Source organism: Loktanella agnita (assembly GCF_046640325.1).
GTDB classification, from domain to species: Bacteria; Pseudomonadota; Alphaproteobacteria; order Rhodobacterales; family Rhodobacteraceae; genus Yoonia; species Yoonia agnita.
Genome location: NZ_JBJMBF010000018.1, coordinates 57,503 through 73,835 on the forward strand (window position 1 = coordinate 57,503; position 16,333 = coordinate 73,835).

The window sequence follows — 16,333 nt, forward strand, 5'->3', positions numbered from 1 at the left end:
GGAAAGCTTGACTGGTTTCGACTCTCTGGTAGCGTTGATTTGACCATCTGGTCAAACATAAGTCTGCCCAAACCAACAAGGAGAGAGCCATGGCCGCACCCGGTGAGAACCTTCGCATCAATGGGGAACGGCTGTGGGAGAGCCTGATGGAGATGGCCAAGATCGGCCCCGGCATCGCGGGCGGCAACAACCGCCAGACCCTGACCGACGAAGACAGCGAAGGCCGCCACTTGTTTCAGAAATGGTGCACGGCTGCAGGCTGCACCATGGGCGTGGATGAAATCGGCAATATGTTCGCCCGTCGCGAAGGCACCGACCCGGACGCGCTGCCGGTCTATGTGGGCTCGCATCTGGATACCCAGCCGACTGGCGGGAAATATGATGGTGTGCTGGGCGTGCTTGGCGGGCTGGAAGTGATCCGCACGCTCAACGACCTGGATATCAAGACAAAACACCCCATTGTCGTGACCAATTGGACGAATGAAGAAGGCACGCGCTACGCCCCTGCGATGCTCGCCTCTGGTGTTTTTGCGGGCAAGCATACGTTGGATTGGGCGAATGATCGCGTCGATGCCAATGGCAAACGCTTCGGGGATGAGTTGGAGCGGATCGGCTGGAAAGGTCCCGAAAAGGTCGGCGACCGCAAGATGTATGCGTTTTTCGAACTGCATATCGAACAAGGCCCGATCCTTGAAGCCGAAGGCAAGGATATTGGCGTGGTCACTCATGGCCAAGGGCTACGCTGGATCGAATGCACGGTGACAGGCAAGGAAAGCCACACAGGCTCGACCCCCATGCATATGCGCAAAAACGCCGGGCGCGGCTTGGCGCTGGTGACCGAATTGGTGCATGAGATCGCGATGAAAAACCAGCCGGGTGCGGTGGGGGCTATCGGCCATATTGATGTCTATCCGAATTCGCGCAACGTGATCCCCGGTAAGGTGGTGTTCACCGTCGATATGCGCACGCATTTGCTGGATAAGCTGAATGCAATGGTAGCGGAGTTCAAAGAACGGGCGCCGCAGCTGTGCGCGGATATCGGGGTTGATTTTAGTTGCGAGATCGTCGGCCAATTCGACCCGCCCGCCTTTGATGAAGGCTGCGTGAAAGCTGTGCGCGATGCGGCCGAGCGGTTGGGCTATAGCCATATGGATATCATTTCCGGCGCGGGGCACGATGCTTGCTGGATCAATGACATGTATCCGACTGCAATGATCATGTGCCCCTGCGTCGACGGGCTAAGCCACCACGAGGCCGAAGAGATTTCACCCGAATGGGCCGCGGCGGGCACCGACGTGCTGTTCCATGCGGTGGTTGAGACGGCAGGGATTGTTGGATGAGCGTGGCAATGCAGAGCGACGCAGTCCCGGACGTGATCCGGGACCTCCACGTTGCGGAAAGAGGTCCCGGATCACGTCCGGGACTGCGTTACGCTTTTGTTAACCGTGATCGCGTCAACCTCGGTCATGGCGTTTTACACCTACATTGCGGCCTGCAAGTCGAACACGGCGATCTATATCGGCGTGACCGGCGATCTGCTCAAACGGATGGCCGAACACAAATCAGGGTGCGGCAGCACGCACACCACCAAATATCGCATTCGCAAACTGGTCTACTTCGAGGTTCACGAGACCTTGCCAGAAGCCATCGCACGCGAGCGCAAACTCAAACGCTGGCGGCGCGGCTGGAAAGACGCGCTGATCAACGCACAAAATCCAAACTGGTCCGACTTGATGATGGAGGTCTCTTTTCTCTGAGATCCCGGATCACGTCCGGGACTGCGTAGCGCAGGGAGAAAAACAATGACCACAGTCATCAAAAACGGCACCATCGTCACCGCTGATCTGACCTATAAGGCAGATGTTCTGATCGACGGCGGCAAGATCATCGAGATTGGCCCGGATATGAAAGGCGACGAACAACTCGACGCCACCGGCTGCTATGTCATGCCCGGCGGGATTGATCCGCATACTCATTTGGAAATGCCCTTCATGGGCACTTATTCCACCGATGATTTTGAAAGCGGCACCCGGGCGGCACTGGCGGGTGGCACCACGATGGTGGTTGATTTCGCGCTGCCCAGTCCCGGTCAGGGCCTGCATGATGCATTGAAGATGTGGGACAATAAATCGACCCGCGCCAATTGCGACTATTCCTTTCACATGGCCGTCACTTGGTGGGGTGAACAGGTGTTTGATGAAATGGAAAGCGTGATCAAGAATCGCGGCATCAACACCTTCAAGCATTTCATGGCCTATAAAGGCGCATTGATGGTCAATGATGATGAGCTTTACGCCTCTTTCAACCGCCTGTCTGAACTGGGCGGCATTGCCATGGTCCATGCGGAAAACGGTGATGTGGTGGCGGAACTGTCGGCCAAGCTGCTCGCCGCTGGCAATACCGGGCCAGAGGCGCACGCCTATTCCCGCCCGCCGCAGGTCGAAGGCGAAGCCACGAACCGCGCCATCATGATCGCCGATATGGCGGGGGTGCCGCTTTATGTGGTGCATACCTCTTGTGAGGATAGTCACGAGGCGATCCGCCGCGCCCGTATGCAGGGCAAGCGCGTCTGGGGGGAGCCGCTGATCCAGCATCTGACCTTGGACGAGAGCGAGTATTTCAACAAAGACTGGGACCACGCCGCCCGCCGCGTCATGTCCCCGCCGTTCCGCAACAAGCAGCATCAGGATAGCCTGTGGGCCGGGCTGCAATCAGGCTCGCTCTCGGTGGTAGCCACCGATCACTGTGCGTTTTCGACCGAACAGAAACGCTATGGCGTGGGTGATTTCACCAAGATCCCGAACGGCACCGGCGGGTTAGAGGATCGCCTGCCGATGCTTTGGACCCATGGGGTGCGCACAGGGCGGCTGACGATGAATGAATTCGTTGCTGTGACCTCGACCAATATCGCCAAGATCTTGAACTGCTATCCGAAAAAGGGCGCGGTGCTGGTGGGGGCCGATGCTGATCTGGTGGTGTGGGATCCTGAGAAATCCAAGACGATCACCGCCAGCGCCCAGCAATCGGCCATTGATTACAACGTGTTCGAAGGCAAAGAGGTCATGGGACTGCCTCGCTTTACCCTGACACGCGGCCATGTGGCCATTCATGACGGTGAGGTGCGGACCGAAGAAGGGCACGGCAAATTCGTCGCGCGCGAAGCGAATACACCGACGAACACAGCGCTGAGCACGTGGAAAGAACTGACCGCCCCCCGCCCGGTAGAGCGGACGGGCATTCCGGCGACAGGGGTTTAAATGAACGACGCACCAAGCATCCGCACGGTGAAATCAAGGCCACTGGCCCCTTTTGCCTTTGTTGCCGTACTGGTGGCCGCAGCATTGATTTACACTGATGGCTTCCTGCCGCCAGTCTTGGTCATCGTCGCATTCGGGGTGGGATATATGCCGTGGGGGCAGCAATACTATGCGCCTGGTCGGATGACCAATCTGGGCGATCAGGCGGGTCACCGTATGGGGCGTAATGCCCTGACCAATATATCAGATGATGACATCGAAAAGCTGTTGGCGACGGTGCAAAAGGGGCGGAAGCTAGAGGCGGTCAAAGACATGCGCAACATAAGCGGTCTGGGTCTTCGAGAGGCCAAGGAAGCGATTGATCTATTGGATGCGTTAGGGCGGGATTGGCGCAGCGGCCCAGACCCGGACTGGCGGTAATGAAAGACCTGACGACCGTGCAAGATACTGTGATTTCTGCAAAAGGTTTGGACCTGACCTTTCAAACCAATGATGGCCCTGTGCATGCGCTCAAGGATGTGAACCTTGAAATCGCAAAGGGTGATTTCGTCAGCTTCATCGGCCCTTCGGGCTGTGGCAAAACCACGTTTCTGCGCTGCATGGCCGGGCTTGAGACACCTACGGGTGGCGAAATCAGTGTCAATGGCATGACCCCGGACGAGGCGCGCCGCGCCCGCGCTTATGGCTATGTGTTTCAGGCGGCGGGGCTTTATCCGTGGCGCACCATTGGCGGGAATATCCGCCTGCCCCTTGAAATCATGGGCTTTGACAAGGCCGATCAGGCGGAACGGGTGAAGCGCGTGCTTGAACTGGTCGACTTGGCGGGGTTCGAAAAGAAGTTTCCCTGGCAACTCTCCGGCGGGATGCAGCAGCGGGCCAGTATTGCCCGTGCGCTGGCTTTTGATGCCGATATCCTGCTGATGGATGAACCCTTTGGCGCGCTGGATGAGATCGTCCGCGATCACCTGAATGAACAGCTTTTGCAGCTTTGGGCGCGGACCGAAAAGACGATTGGCTTTGTCACCCATTCGATCCCCGAAGCGGTCTACCTGTCCACCAAGATCGTTGTCATGTCGCCCCGGCCCGGACGGATCACCGATGTGATCGACAGCCCGCTGCCGAAAGAGCGGCCTTTGGATATACGTGACAGCCCTGAATTTATCGCGATTGCGCACCGCGTGCGTGATGGTCTGCGGGCGGGGCATAATGATGTTTGATGGCTGTACGCGCGGCGGTGCCCCGGACGCGATCCGGGGCCTCGTGTTGAACGTGGAGGTCCCGGATCACGTCCGGGACTGCGTGGTGCGCGGATGAAATCCATCCTGCCCATCCTCACCGTGGTCGCGGCGATTCTCGCACTTTGGATTCTTGCCGTGATCCCGATGAATATGCATCTGACCGCCGATCAGGCGCAGCGCGATGGGCTGATAGTCACCCCCGATACCCCCGCCGCGCGGCAGGACTATAGCGGGCTGGGTCTGGCGCTCAAAAACCCCCAGCTGATCCCGCTGACCTATGTGCTGGAACGGCCCCGCCTGCCATCGCCGCATCAGGTCGGGGCTGAGATGGGGAAGACGATTTTTGGCCAAAAGATCACCTCGCGCCGGTCGCTGGTCTATCATGGCTGGGTCACCCTCTCGGCGACGCTGCTGGGCTTTGCTATCGGCACCGGGCTGGGCATTCTGCTGGCGGTGGGGATTGTCTATAATAAAGCGATGGATATGAGCGTGATGCCTTGGGCGATTGCCAGCCAAACCATCCCGATCCTTGCGCTGGCCCCGATGATTATCGTGATGCTGGGGGCAATCGGAATTCAAGGCGTGCTGCCCAAGGCGATCATCAGCGCCTATCTGAGCTTTTTCCCTGTAGTCGTGGGCATGGTCAAGGGGCTGCGCAGCCCCGACGGGATGCAGCTGGACCTGCTGCGCACCTATCACGCCAGCCCCGCGCAAGGGTTTTGGAAGCTGCGCTTGCCTGCCTCTGTTCCGTATCTGTTTGCCTCGCTCAAAATCGGGATTTCGGCGTCGCTGGTGGGGGCTATCGTGGCCGAACTGCCCACGGGCGCGCGGGCAGGCTTTGGCGCGCGAATGCTGGTGGGGGATCAATACGGGCAGCCATTGGTCACCTGGGCCGCACTGTTCGCTGCGGCGATCACGGCGGCAGCGCTTGTCGGGGTGTTTAGCCTGATCGAGCGGCTAACGCTGCGCCGGATGGGGATGCGTGCCACATGACGGGAACAGCGATTTTCAGTGCATTGGGCGTTTGGGGGCTGGGCTGGTTCATCAACGCACGGCTGGCCAATAGTGCGTTGGCGCAAACGCGCGCGGTTCGGTTGCTGATCCCCGCGATTTTCGGGCTGACGCTGCTCATCATGTGGGAATTGCTTGTGCGCTTGCTCGAGGTCAGCCCGGTGATCCTGCCCCCACCCACCGCCATCGCGACGCGGTTCGGCCAGGAAATCCCGCTGCTTTGGGCGGATTTTGTGCAGACGATCCTGAAGGGTGCGATGACCGGCTATATCTTTGGGCTACTGGCGGCCCTTGTCGTCGCGGTACTTGCGGATCGGTCTGATTTCCTGACCCGTGGCATTCTGCCGGTGGGGGGATTCATGGCAGCACTGCCCATCGTCGGCACCGCGCCGATTTTCGTCAAATGGCTGGGCAGCGATTGGGAATCAAAGGCGGCGGTGGTCGGCGTGATGGTGTTTTTCCCGATCCTTGTGAACACAGTGGCCGGGTTGCGCGACACGACCGTAATGCAGCGCGACCTGATGCGCACCTATGGGGCGGGGTATTGGCCGACGTTATTCAAGCTGCGCCTGCCCGCCGCGATGCCATTCATTTTCAACGGCCTTAAAATTGCGACAACTTTGGCGCTGATCGGGGCGATTGTTGCTGAATTTTTCGGCTCGCCCACGGTTGGCATGGGTTTTCGGATATCCACATCCGTCGGTCAGCTTGCGCTTGATCTGGTCTGGGCCGAAATTGTCGTCGCCGCTATCGCCGGCAGCGCATTTTACGGGCTGATGGCCTGGATCGAAAGCAGGGTGACCTTCTGGCACCCATCGCAGCGAAATTAATTCAGGCCCCGGTAAGAGGGCCAATATCAACTAGGAGAGAATGTTATGAAGAAGATAATGTTAACGGCCGCACTTGCCGCGGGTCTGGGTGTGACGGCCCATGCGGATAGCCATGCCAATGATGTGACATTGCAATTGCAATGGGTCACCCAATCCCAGTTCGCCGGGTATTATGTGGCACAAGATCAGGGGTTCTATGAAGAGGAAGGCCTGAATGTCACCATCCTGCCCGGCGGTCCCGATATCGCGCCGCCGCAGGTGCTCGCCGGGGGCGGGGCTGATGTGATGCTGAACTGGATGCCTTCTGCGCTGGCCGCCCGTGAAAAGGGGCTGCCCGTGGTCAATATCGCCCAGCCGTTCAAGACATCTGGCCTGATGCTGACCTGCTGGAAAGACACAGGCATCGAAAGCGTTGAGGATTTTGCCGGCAAGACCATCGGCGTCTGGTTCTTTGGTAATGAATACCCATTCCTCAGCTGGATGAGCCAGGTGGGCATCCCCACCGATGGCGGTGAAGAGGGCGTGACGGTGCTGAAGCAAGGCTTCAACGTTGATCCGCTGTTGCAGCGGCAGGCCGATTGCATCTCGACCATGACCTATAATGAATATGGTCAGGTGCTGGATGCGGGTGTGTCCGAGGATGAGCTGATCACCTTCAAATACGAAGACCAAGGCGTCGCCACATTGGAAGACGGCATTTATGCGTTGGAAGAGAACCTCGAAGATCCGGTGTTTGTCGACAAGATGGTGCGCTTTGTCCGCGCTTCGATGAAAGGCTGGAAATGGGCAGAAGAGAACCCGGAAGCGGCCGCAGGCATTGTGCTCGACAATGATGAAACCGGCGCACAGACTGAGGCTGCGCAGGTGCGAATGATGGGTGAAATCGCCAAGCTGACCGCCGGATCGAATGGCGCGCTGGACCCGGCGGATTACCAGCGCACGGTTGATACATTGCTTGCGGGTGGTTCCGACCCCGTGATCTCTGCCGCGCCCGAAGGCGCATGGACCAGCGCCATCACGGATAAGGCGCTGCAATAAAGCGCTACGGTGTCCCGGACCTGATCCGGGACCTTTTGCCTGAATATAACGTAGAGGCCCCGGATCATGTCCGGGGCTGCGTTGCATGTTTCAGCGGCGGTTCATCTCGCGGTAAACGGCCAGCAAATCACCCTCTGCGGGGGTCGCCTCATAGACCCCGCGAGCAATTGCCCGGCTCAGGCAGATCGCCCCAGCCGCGCCGATATCCCGCATTCTCTGGTCATCCACAGGGTCCCCGACACCGGTCGCGGCAGCAAAGACCAGATCCCCATCCATTGGCGTATGCGCCGGGACAATCGCCCGCGCCATCCCATCATGGGCCGTCACGGCCATCAGGTGGCACTGTGTCTTGGTCAGCGGCGCATCGGTGGCGACGATGGCAATCGTGGTGTTCATCCCCGCACGGGCCCGCTGCATCATCGCCTTTTCCTTGCGGCTGTCGGGTGGCGCGCCCAGCCCGCTGGTGGGATCAGGACCCAGCCCGCCGAATTCACCATCGACTTCGAACGGCGCCGCCCAGAAGTGACGATCACCGGGGGTGGTCACGCTGCCCAAGGCATTCACCACGACCAATGCGCCAACCGTCGTGCCATCCGGCAACACCACCGAGGCAGAGCCCAACCCGCCCTTTTGCATCGCGGCCAGCGCGCCGGTGCCCGCGCCTGCGGTGCCATGCGCAAAATCGGCGCTTGCGTCGTCCAGCGCCGCCCGGCCCAGCGTCCGATAGGGGTTTTCATCCCAATCCTTTGCCCCGCCGTTGATCAGATCAAAGATGATCGCGCCGGGCACAATAGGGATATGCATCGGCCCCACGGCAAACCCCCGGCCCATCGCGCGCAGCCCGTCCATCACGCCCGAACAGGCATCCAACCCAAAGGCCGATCCGCCCGACAAGACCAGCGCATCCACTGCCGCCACGGTTTTGTCCGGGGCCAGCAGGTCCGTTTCGCGGGTGCCCGGCGCGCCGCCCATAACGTGCACGCTGGCCACAAAGGGCACATCACCGACCAGCACGGTGCTGCCGGATTTCAGCGCATCATCCTGCGCATTACCCACGCGCAACCCCACCACATCGGTGATCAGGTTCCTTGGGCCCGGTCTATATGCAGCGGCCACCGTCCACCTCCATCGCGACGCCGGTGACCATGCTCGCCTCGTCCGAGCACATAAAACAGGCAGCGTTTCCCATGTCTTCGGGCGTCGAAAATCGGCCCAGCGGAATGGTGGACAGGAATTTCGCGCGCACCTCAGGCGTGTCCGCGCCCATGAAGGACGCCAGCAGGGGCGTTTCACCAGCCACCGGGTTCAGCGCATTCACACGAATGCCCTGTGGGGCCAGTTCGACGGCCATCGCCTTGGTTGCGGTGATCACCCAACCCTTAGAGGCATTATACCAGTTCAAATTCGGGCGCGGCGACACCCCGGCGGTGGAGGCAATGTTCAGGATTGCGCCGCTCTGCCGGGTTTTGAAATGCGGCACAAAGGCCTGCGCGGTCAGGTAGATTGATTTCATATTCACCCGGAAAACCCGGTCAAAATCATCCTCGGACACATCCTCCATCGGGGTGGGCAGATGGGTGATGCCTGCGTTATTCACCAAAATGTCCAGCGGGCCGGTCGCAAGCAAGGTTTCGGCCATGTTAGAAACTGATCGCGCGTCCGATATATCGGCTGTGATCGCTTCGCCCCCGACCTCATTCGCGACGGTCTGTGCTGCGTCAGCGTTGATGTCGACCACATAGACATGCGCGCCCTCTGCCGCGAATTTCTGGGCGATACCCGCGCCAAACCCCGATCCTGCCCCGGTGATCAGGGCCGTTTTCCCGTGCAATCTCATCCATTCACCCATGCCATGCCGCAACTGTTTTCAACGCAGAAAAGCCGTAAAGCGCCGCGAACCCCTTTTCGCGCCCATGTCCCGATTTACCGACCCCGCCAAAGGGCAGTTCAACACCCCCGCCCGCGCCGTAATTATTGATGAAAACCTGACCTGATTTCAGCGCCTTGGCCAGCCGCATCTGCCGCCCACCGTCGCGCGTCCAGATCGCGGCGACAAGACCATAATCTGTACCATTGGCGATACGCAGCGCGTCGGCCTCGTCATCAAAGGGGATCAGCACCTGCACCGGGCCAAAGATTTCCTCTTGTGCCAGCGGATGATCGGGCGGCACATCAGCAAACAGCGTCGGCGCCACGTAATGGCCCGGCACATCGGTCACGATTTGACCCTGCGCGGCGACAGTGAGATCCGTACCTTTGGCCAAAAACCCGTCTACAATTTCCTTCTGCCGGGCCGAGATCAGCGGGCCAAGATGTAGATCATTCAGCGCAGGCCCGACTTTTAGCCCAGCATAGGCCTCTGCCATCCGGTCACGAACCTCTGGGTAAACGCCACGCTGCACCAGAATCCGGCTTGATGCGGAACAGGTCTGCCCGGCATTCTGAATGCCCGCATTCACCAAAAACGGCAAAGCGCGGTCCAGATCGGCATCGTCGAACACCAGTTGCGGGGATTTCCCGCCCAGCTCCAAGGTGACCGGAATTACGTTTTTCGCGGCGGCGGCCTGTATCGCTTCGCCTGTGCGGACCGATCCGGTGAATGATATATGCTGCACCCCCGGATGTATGGCGAGCGCCGCACCGGCCTCTGCCCCCAACCCGGTCACCACATTCAACGCGCCCGGCGGCAACCCCGCGTCCAGCGCGATGGCGGCAAAGGCCAACGCCGTCAGGCAGGCATCCTCTGCCGGTTTCAGCACGCAGGCATTGCCCATCGCCAGCGCCGCCCCGACAGAGCGCCCGATGATCTGCATCGGATAGTTCCACGGGATGATATGGGCCGTCACCCCATGCGGTTCCCGCAGGGTATAGACCGTGTAGCCACCCAGATAAGGGATTGTCTCGCCCGTAATTTTATCCGCAGCCCCGCCATAGAACTCCAGATAGCGGGCAAGCGCCAGCGCATCCGCGCGCGCCTGTGTCAGGGGTTTGCCCACATCGCGCGCCTCAATCTGCGCAAGAGTTTCAACATGCCCCAGCACCGCCTGACCGATGCGGGTCAGAATGCGGCCGCGTTCGGCGGCGGTCATCGCGCCCCAGTCACCATCGCGGGCCGCATGCGCGGCATGGACGGCCGCGTCTACCTCTGCCGTGCCGCCGCGCGCGATCTCTGCCAATGGGGTGCTGTCCGATGGATCCGTGACTTGGATCGTGGCCTTGCCACGAATCCAAGCCCCCCCGATCAGACAGGCAGCTTGCGGAATATCAAAGGGGGTCAATGGCATGGGACAACTCCGGCAGTGTGGGGGCGGCGGCGATCAGGCTTTGGGTGTAGGGGTGCTGCGGGGCGGTAAAGACCTGTTCGGTCGCACCCTGTTCGACGATCTTGCCCGCCTGCATCACCATCACCCGGTCGGTGATGGTGCGCACCACAGACAGATCATGGCTGATGAACAGATAGGCAAGCGGGCGCGCACGACACAAATCAGCAATCAGATCCAGCACCTGCGCGCGGACCGATACATCAAGCGCCGATACAGCCTCGTCAAAGACGATCAGCTCAGGCTCTACGATCAGCGCGCGGGCGATGGCGATGCGTTGGCGCTGGCCACCGGAAAATTCGTGGATGTATTTCTGCGCATCCGCAGGTGACAGGCCAACATCATGCAAGGCTTTGGCAATCGCCGCATCGCGTTTCTTGCCCGTGGGCGGTGTGTCCAACAGGTGAAACGGCTCTGTGATCAGCCGGTCCACCCGGTGGCGGGGGTTAAAGCTGCTATAGGGATCCTGAAACACGACCTGCATCTTGCGGCGTACGGCACGGTTGGGGTGTTTGCCGGTAAAGACCGGTTGGCCCTCTAACGTGATTGATCCACCTTGGATCGGATCGAGCCCCAAGATCGCCCGCGTCAGCGTCGATTTTCCACATCCGCTTTCGCCCACCAGCCCCACCCGTTCGCCGTGATTGATGTGAAAGCTCACATCATCAAGCGCGCGAAAAGATCCCGGTGCCCCCAGAAGGCCCTGCCGGGCGGTGGGATAGTCGCGCAGGATGTTTTCACCTTTCAGCAAAACAGGCTGATCCCGATGCGCAGGCAGTGCCACCTGATGCGTCGATGCGGTAAACAGCGCGCGGGTATAAGGGTGCTGCATATGGGCCAGCAGATGGGCGGTTTCACCGGCCTCGACCACGCGGCCCTTTTGCATCACGGCAATCCGATCAGCTACATCGGCGACCACGGCAAGATCATGGGTGATCAGCAGCAGCCCCATGTCAAATTCGCGCACCAGATCGCGCAGCAGATCAAGAATACGGGCCTGTGTGGTCACATCCAGTGCGGTTGTCGGCTCATCCGCGATCAACAGCTTGGGCCGCAACACAATCGCCATTGCAATGACCACACGCTGCCGTTGACCGCCCGACAGCTCATGCGGATAGCGATCCGGTCCCACCTTCAACCCCACACGGGTCAGCATGGCGGCGGCGCGGGCCTGTGCCGCGGCGCGGGACACTTTTTCATGCACCAGAACCGTTTCGGCAACCTGCGCGCCGATGGTCATCACCGGGTTCAGCGCGCTCATCGGTTCCTGAAACACCATGCCAACGGTGTTGCCGCGCATCTTGCACAGCGCTGGTTCAGGCGTTTGCAGGATATCTATACCGTCCAGCATGACACGGCCCAGCGGCTGCGCCCGGTCCGGCAGCAAACCCATGATCGCAAGCGCGGTCATGCTTTTGCCCGACCCGCTTTCGCCCGTGATCGCAACGATCTGACCGGGGGCAATTGTTAGGTCCACATCATGCAGGACCGGCGTTTTGCCGATACGCAAAGACAGGTTTTCAACCGACAGCAGGCTCATGTGCGCAGCACCCGCAAGCGCGGATCAAGCCTGTCGCGCAGCCCGTCCCCCAATAGATTCAGCCCCAGCACCATCAGCAAAATAGCAAAGCCGGGCACAAGCGCAGTATGCGGCGCAATGCTGACCAGTGTTTGCGCATCCGCCAGCATGCGGCCCCAGCTGGCCGTCGGTGGCTGCGCGCCCAGACCGATATAAGACAGCGCCGCCTCGGCCAATATGCCCAGCGAAAACTGAATGGTGCCCTGCACGATCATCAGGTTCAGGATATTGGGCAGGATATGTTCCAGCGAAATCCGCGCCGCCGATTTGCCACAGACACGGGCCGCAAGGATAAAGTCACGCTGCCACAACGGCAGCGCCGCCCCACGCGTCAGACGGGCAAAGACCGGCACGTTGAAAATCCCGATGGCGATAATCGCATTGACAGCAGAGGCCCCGAAAACAGCCGTGATCAGGATCGCGATCACCAGCGATGGAAAGGCAAAGATCAGGTCATTGCCGCGCATGATCGCCTCATCCAACAGCGACCCACGCCGGGCTGCCGCCAGCAAACCCAGCGGCACACCGATGCACATACCAATGCCCACCGCCAGCACAGCAACCGCGATAGAGGTCCGCGCGCCCATCATGATCATCGACAGGATATCGCGCCCAAAATGATCGGTACCCAGTAGATGCGCCGCCCCCGGCGGTTGCAGCTTGGCCGGGATATTCAGGGTTTCGATGTCATAAGGGGTCCACAGAAACGACAACCCCGCACATGCGACAAAGGTCAGCGTCAGCACCGCGCCGATGATCAGGTTCCTGTTCATACGCGCCTCCGCAAGCGCGGATCGACAAGCGCATAGGCCAGATCAACGGCAAAATTGACAAGGATGACGGTGAACACCAGCAGCATCACGACGCTTTCCACGACGATCAGGTCACGGGCGCTGATGGACTGAAAGATCAGCCGCCCCAACCCCGGCAGAAAGAACACCTGTTCGATGATGATCCCCCCCGCCAGCAGAAAGGCGAATTGTAGCCCGATGATCGTCAGCACCGGGATCAGCGCGTTGCGCACCGCATGTTTCCACAGGGCCTGACGGCGGCTCAGCCCCTTGGCGCGGGCGGTGCGCATGAAATCCTCGCCCAGCATATCCAGCAGGGACGACCGCATCACCCTTGCCAGAATGGCGGCCTGCGGCAGGGCCAGCGCAATGGCGGGCAAGGTCAGAGATTTCAACGCCAGCAGCGGGCTGTCCCAGCCGGGAAAGCCGCCGGCGCTGAACCAGCGCAGTTTGATCGCAAATATCAGCACAAGGATCATCGCGAACCAGAAGTTCGGGATCGCGACACCCAACTGTGTCGCCCCCATGATCGTCACATCGCCCGCGCTACCGCGTCTGCTGGCGGCATAAATCCCGGCTGGAAAGGCGATAAGCGTGGACAGGATCAGCGCATAGACCGCCAGCGGCAACGATACCCAGATGCGGTCACTGATCAGCGCGGCTACCGGGGTTTTATATGTCCAAGAGGTGCCGAAATCGCCCTGCAACATCCCCGCAACCCATCGCGCGTAACGGGCGACCAACGGTTGATCCAACCCCATTTCCGCACGGAGTGCAGCGATGGTATCAGGCCGGGCATTCACGCCCAGCATAAAGGCAGCGGGATCGCCGGGGATCACCTCGATCACGCCGAATATGACCGTAGAGGCAACGAAGAGGCTGATCACCAGCGACACCAGACGGCCCAGCGCATAGCGGATCATGGATCATCCTGTTGCAAGGCCGGGGCAAAGGTGACTTCGCCTTTGGGCGGCACATCATTCAGGGTGATGTATTGCACAAGGACGCGGTCAAGCTTGCCATGGGTAAGGTTGCTGTCGGAAACAAAGCCCATCGGACCGTAAACCGCCGGTCTTCCAATAAGGACACAGCCTGCTGCGCCGCGTGTCTTAAGTTGCGCCAGCCCTTCATGCGCAAGCCGGGTGCCGATCCCTTGTTTCTGGCGGTCGGCCCGGACAGAGATCGGCCCCATCCCATACCAATCACCCGTTGCCTCGCTGATCTGGGCAGGGGAAAAGGCCACATGACCAATGATCTCTCCTCCGTCTTCGGCCACAAGCGACAGCGTGAGGTCACCGTCGATCCGCATCTGATCAATGCTCGCGCCTTCGGTGCCGTCGCCATAGGGCATTGGCGCAAAGGCGACGTCGGTCAGCGCGCGGATCAGGTTTATGTCGCGGTCAGTTTCAGGGCGGATCAGCATCGTGTGTCACATGTTTTGGTATCACCACGTTCTGCCGACCCGGCCGCAGTCTTTGCCGTCTGCGCGACGCAGTCCCGGACATGATCCGGGACCTCGTATCAGGTAACGCCTTTCGTTTCACTCGGACCAGCTCACCCCTGTCAGGTCCACCGCTGCCGTCGGCTGGTTCACCCACAGGCCTTGCAGGTCTGCCTTGGCCACAGTCGCCACGGCCAATTCAAACAAATACCCGTTCACGTAATCGTCTGAGATGATGGTCTGCGCCTTGACCAACAGATCGCTGCGGCCCGCTGGGTCGGTCGTCGCGTTCAACTCTTCCATGACGGCCTGAAAAGCGGGGCTGTCATATTGGAAATAATAGTCGGGGTTTGCATAGATTCCGATATCCATCGGCTCTGTATGGCTGACAATGGACAGGCCGAAATCCTTGTTGGTAAAGACCTCTTCGATCCACTGCGCCCATTCCAGATTGGTGATCTCCGTCTCGATCCCCACTGCACGTAACTGGGCGGCGATGATTTCCCCCCCGCGGCGGGCATAGGACGGGGGTGGCAATTTCAGGGTTGTCGTAAACCCATCCGCAAAACCCGCTTCGGCCAGCAATGCTTTGGCGCGCGCCGGATCAAAGGGGGAGTTGGGCAGCAAATCAACATAATCCGGGTGATGCGGGGCAAAATGGGTGCCAATTGGGGTGCCAAGCCCAAACATCGCCCCGTCAATGATCGCCTGCCGGTCAACCGCAAGGGCAACCGCCTGCCGGACCCGCATATCGTTAAACGGGGGCATCTTGTTGTTGATCGACAGGATCGTTTCACCCTCGGTGTTGCCGACCAAGACCTGAAAGCGGGGATCGGCCTGAAACTGCGGCAAGTTTTCAGGGGCAGGAAAGCCCACAAAGGCATCCACATCCTCGGCCATGACAGCGGCAAAGGCAGCGGTCGGATCGGCGATAAAACGGAAGGTGGCCGTTTCAAGCGCAGGCGTGTCACCCCAATATTTATCATACCGGGTCAGCGTAATTCGGTCCCCCTGCACCCAATCAGTAAAACGAAACGGGCCAGTGCCCACCGGATTGCTGGCGATATCAGCGATACTTTCAGGGGCGACGATCACAGCATCACCCCAGGCAAGGTTGAACAGAAAGTTGCCGTTGGGCTGATCAAGGGTGATCTGCACATTCAGCGGCGTGTTGACGGTGATATCCGTAATCCCGGCAAACAAACCCTTTTGCGCATTGGTGCTGTCTGCGGCGCGGGCACGATCAAGGCTGAATTTGACGTCCTCTGCATCCATCGTGGTGCCGTCGTGAAACGTAACGCCGCCCGCGATGTTAAAGGAATAGACGGTGCCATCCTCGGAAATGGTCCAATCCTGCGCAAGGCTGGGGATGATTGCGCCATCCGCATCAAACCGGGTCAGCCCTTCGAATACATTGGCATAAAGCACAGAATCGATCGCCTGCGCCGCCCCGCCCGTCGGATCAAGGTTCGGTGGCTCCAACTGAATAGCGACAGTAATACTGTCCTGCGCCTGCGCGGCAGAGGCACAAAGCAGCACAGCAACCGGCGCGAAAAGACGTGTAAAATGCGGCATGACTTCCCCCTGTTACGGGGCTGAGTGTTCACCCATCACCAAGGCAAATCAAGCCCCATGATGTTGATTAGCGGGAACCCATAATTTGATGCACAAAGTGGCCTTAAGCAGTGGAATGCCGCTTGTCCGGCAATGACGATCTGCAGCTCAAGCATTGCCAGCCTAATGTCAGATGGCGGGTGCTTTCAATGGATCGACGCAACACTTTAGTCTTTTGGGAAAGATGGATTGTAAGTCATGGCCTACCGAACGC

16 protein-coding genes are annotated in these 16,333 nt (G+C 59.8%); 8 read left to right on the forward strand and 8 right to left on the reverse strand.

Going from position 1 to position 16,333, the window contains the following annotated elements:
* Positions 1–89: 89 nt before the first annotated feature.
* The 8 genes from ACJ5NV_RS17470 to ACJ5NV_RS17505 all read left to right on the forward strand — a co-directional run bounded on the left by ACJ5NV_RS17470 (position 90) and on the right by ACJ5NV_RS17505 (position 7,374).
* Positions 90–1,340, forward strand: a complete 1,251-nt coding sequence (locus ACJ5NV_RS17470) for a Zn-dependent hydrolase (RefSeq protein ID WP_411645778.1) — start codon at positions 90–92, stop codon at positions 1,338–1,340.
* Positions 1,341–1,391: 51 nt separating this feature from the next.
* Positions 1,392–1,757, forward strand: coding sequence for a GIY-YIG nuclease family protein (locus tag ACJ5NV_RS17475; RefSeq protein ID WP_411645780.1), 366 nt, complete (start codon positions 1,392–1,394; stop codon positions 1,755–1,757).
* 45 nt (positions 1,758–1,802) lie between these two features.
* Positions 1,803–3,257 (forward strand): dihydropyrimidinase, encoded by a 1,455-nt coding sequence (hydA, locus tag ACJ5NV_RS17480; RefSeq protein ID WP_411645782.1) that lies wholly within the window; start codon positions 1,803–1,805, stop codon positions 3,255–3,257.
* Positions 3,258–3,677, forward strand: coding sequence for a hypothetical protein (locus ACJ5NV_RS17485; protein WP_411645784.1), 420 nt, complete (start codon positions 3,258–3,260; stop codon positions 3,675–3,677).
* Positions 3,677–4,474, forward strand: a complete 798-nt coding sequence (locus tag ACJ5NV_RS17490; RefSeq protein ID WP_411645786.1) for an ABC transporter ATP-binding protein — start codon at positions 3,677–3,679, stop codon at positions 4,472–4,474. The genes ACJ5NV_RS17485 and ACJ5NV_RS17490 overlap by 1 nt, the downstream gene beginning before the upstream one ends.
* 93 nt (positions 4,475–4,567) lie before the next feature.
* On the forward strand, positions 4,568–5,488 hold the full coding sequence (locus tag ACJ5NV_RS17495) for an ABC transporter permease (protein WP_411645788.1): 921 nt from the start codon (positions 4,568–4,570) through the stop codon (positions 5,486–5,488).
* Positions 5,485–6,336, forward strand: a complete 852-nt coding sequence (locus ACJ5NV_RS17500; protein WP_411645790.1) for an ABC transporter permease — start codon at positions 5,485–5,487, stop codon at positions 6,334–6,336. The genes ACJ5NV_RS17495 and ACJ5NV_RS17500 overlap by 4 nt, the downstream gene beginning before the upstream one ends.
* 45 nt (positions 6,337–6,381) lie before the next feature.
* Positions 6,382–7,374 (forward strand): ABC transporter substrate-binding protein, encoded by a 993-nt coding sequence (locus tag ACJ5NV_RS17505; RefSeq protein WP_411645791.1) that lies wholly within the window; start codon positions 6,382–6,384, stop codon positions 7,372–7,374.
* A gap of 90 nt (positions 7,375–7,464) precedes the next feature.
* On the opposite strand, the gene ACJ5NV_RS17510 is transcribed toward ACJ5NV_RS17505, so the two are convergent.
* The 8 genes from ACJ5NV_RS17510 to ACJ5NV_RS17545 form a co-directional block, all read right to left on the reverse strand.
* Complete coding sequence (locus ACJ5NV_RS17510) at positions 7,465–8,490, reverse strand: P1 family peptidase (protein ID WP_411645793.1); 1,026 nt, start codon at positions 8,488–8,490, stop codon at positions 7,465–7,467.
* Positions 8,474–9,211, reverse strand: a complete 738-nt coding sequence (locus ACJ5NV_RS17515; protein ID WP_411645795.1) for an SDR family oxidoreductase — start codon at positions 9,209–9,211, stop codon at positions 8,474–8,476. Before ACJ5NV_RS17515 ends, ACJ5NV_RS17510 begins: the two co-directional genes overlap by 17 nt.
* 4 nt (positions 9,212–9,215) lie before the next feature.
* Complete coding sequence (locus tag ACJ5NV_RS17520) at positions 9,216–10,658, reverse strand: aldehyde dehydrogenase family protein (RefSeq protein WP_411645797.1); 1,443 nt, start codon at positions 10,656–10,658, stop codon at positions 9,216–9,218.
* Complete coding sequence (locus ACJ5NV_RS17525; RefSeq protein WP_411645799.1) at positions 10,639–12,234, reverse strand: ABC transporter ATP-binding protein; 1,596 nt, start codon at positions 12,232–12,234, stop codon at positions 10,639–10,641. Before ACJ5NV_RS17525 ends, ACJ5NV_RS17520 begins: the two co-directional genes overlap by 20 nt.
* Positions 12,231–13,046, reverse strand: a complete 816-nt coding sequence (locus ACJ5NV_RS17530) for an ABC transporter permease (RefSeq protein ID WP_411645801.1) — start codon at positions 13,044–13,046, stop codon at positions 12,231–12,233. Before ACJ5NV_RS17530 ends, ACJ5NV_RS17525 begins: the two co-directional genes overlap by 4 nt.
* Entirely contained in the window at positions 13,043–13,987 is a 945-nt protein-coding gene (locus tag ACJ5NV_RS17535) for an ABC transporter permease (RefSeq protein WP_411645803.1), read from the reverse strand. Before ACJ5NV_RS17535 ends, ACJ5NV_RS17530 begins: the two co-directional genes overlap by 4 nt.
* Positions 13,984–14,487, reverse strand: coding sequence for a GNAT family N-acetyltransferase (locus ACJ5NV_RS17540; protein WP_411645804.1), 504 nt, complete (start codon positions 14,485–14,487; stop codon positions 13,984–13,986). Before ACJ5NV_RS17540 ends, ACJ5NV_RS17535 begins: the two co-directional genes overlap by 4 nt.
* A 117-nt stretch (positions 14,488–14,604) precedes the next feature.
* On the reverse strand, positions 14,605–16,080 hold the full coding sequence (locus ACJ5NV_RS17545; RefSeq protein ID WP_411645806.1) for an ABC transporter substrate-binding protein: 1,476 nt from the start codon (positions 16,078–16,080) through the stop codon (positions 14,605–14,607).
* Between the last annotated feature and the right edge of the window lie 253 nt (positions 16,081–16,333).

Bases quoted from the DNA above. Each gene is read 5' to 3' on its own strand.
- ACJ5NV_RS17515 (WP_411645795.1), bottom strand. From the start codon at position 9,211: ATGAGATTGCACGGGAAAACGGCCCTGATCACCGGGGCAGGATCGGGG.
- ACJ5NV_RS17500 (WP_411645790.1), top strand. From the start codon at position 5,485: ATGACGGGAACAGCGATTTTCAGTGCATTGGGCGTTTGGGGGCTGGGC.
- ACJ5NV_RS17520 (WP_411645797.1), bottom strand. From the start codon at position 10,658: ATGCCATTGACCCCCTTTGATATTCCGCAAGCTGCCTGTCTGATCGGG.
- ACJ5NV_RS17470 (WP_411645778.1), top strand. From the start codon at position 90: ATGGCCGCACCCGGTGAGAACCTTCGCATCAATGGGGAACGGCTGTGG.
- ACJ5NV_RS17490 (WP_411645786.1), top strand. From the start codon at position 3,677: ATGAAAGACCTGACGACCGTGCAAGATACTGTGATTTCTGCAAAAGGT.
- ACJ5NV_RS17535 (WP_411645803.1), bottom strand. From the start codon at position 13,987: ATGATCCGCTATGCGCTGGGCCGTCTGGTGTCGCTGGTGATCAGCCTC.
- ACJ5NV_RS17505 (WP_411645791.1), top strand. From the start codon at position 6,382: ATGAAGAAGATAATGTTAACGGCCGCACTTGCCGCGGGTCTGGGTGTG.
- hydA (WP_411645782.1), top strand. From the start codon at position 1,803: ATGACCACAGTCATCAAAAACGGCACCATCGTCACCGCTGATCTGACC.
- ACJ5NV_RS17495 (WP_411645788.1), top strand. From the start codon at position 4,568: ATGAAATCCATCCTGCCCATCCTCACCGTGGTCGCGGCGATTCTCGCA.
- ACJ5NV_RS17545 (WP_411645806.1), bottom strand. From the start codon at position 16,080: ATGCCGCATTTTACACGTCTTTTCGCGCCGGTTGCTGTGCTGCTTTGT.
- ACJ5NV_RS17485 (WP_411645784.1), top strand. From the start codon at position 3,258: ATGAACGACGCACCAAGCATCCGCACGGTGAAATCAAGGCCACTGGCC.
- ACJ5NV_RS17540 (WP_411645804.1), bottom strand. From the start codon at position 14,487: ATGCTGATCCGCCCTGAAACTGACCGCGACATAAACCTGATCCGCGCG.
- ACJ5NV_RS17525 (WP_411645799.1), bottom strand. From the start codon at position 12,234: ATGAGCCTGCTGTCGGTTGAAAACCTGTCTTTGCGTATCGGCAAAACG.
- ACJ5NV_RS17530 (WP_411645801.1), bottom strand. From the start codon at position 13,046: ATGAACAGGAACCTGATCATCGGCGCGGTGCTGACGCTGACCTTTGTC.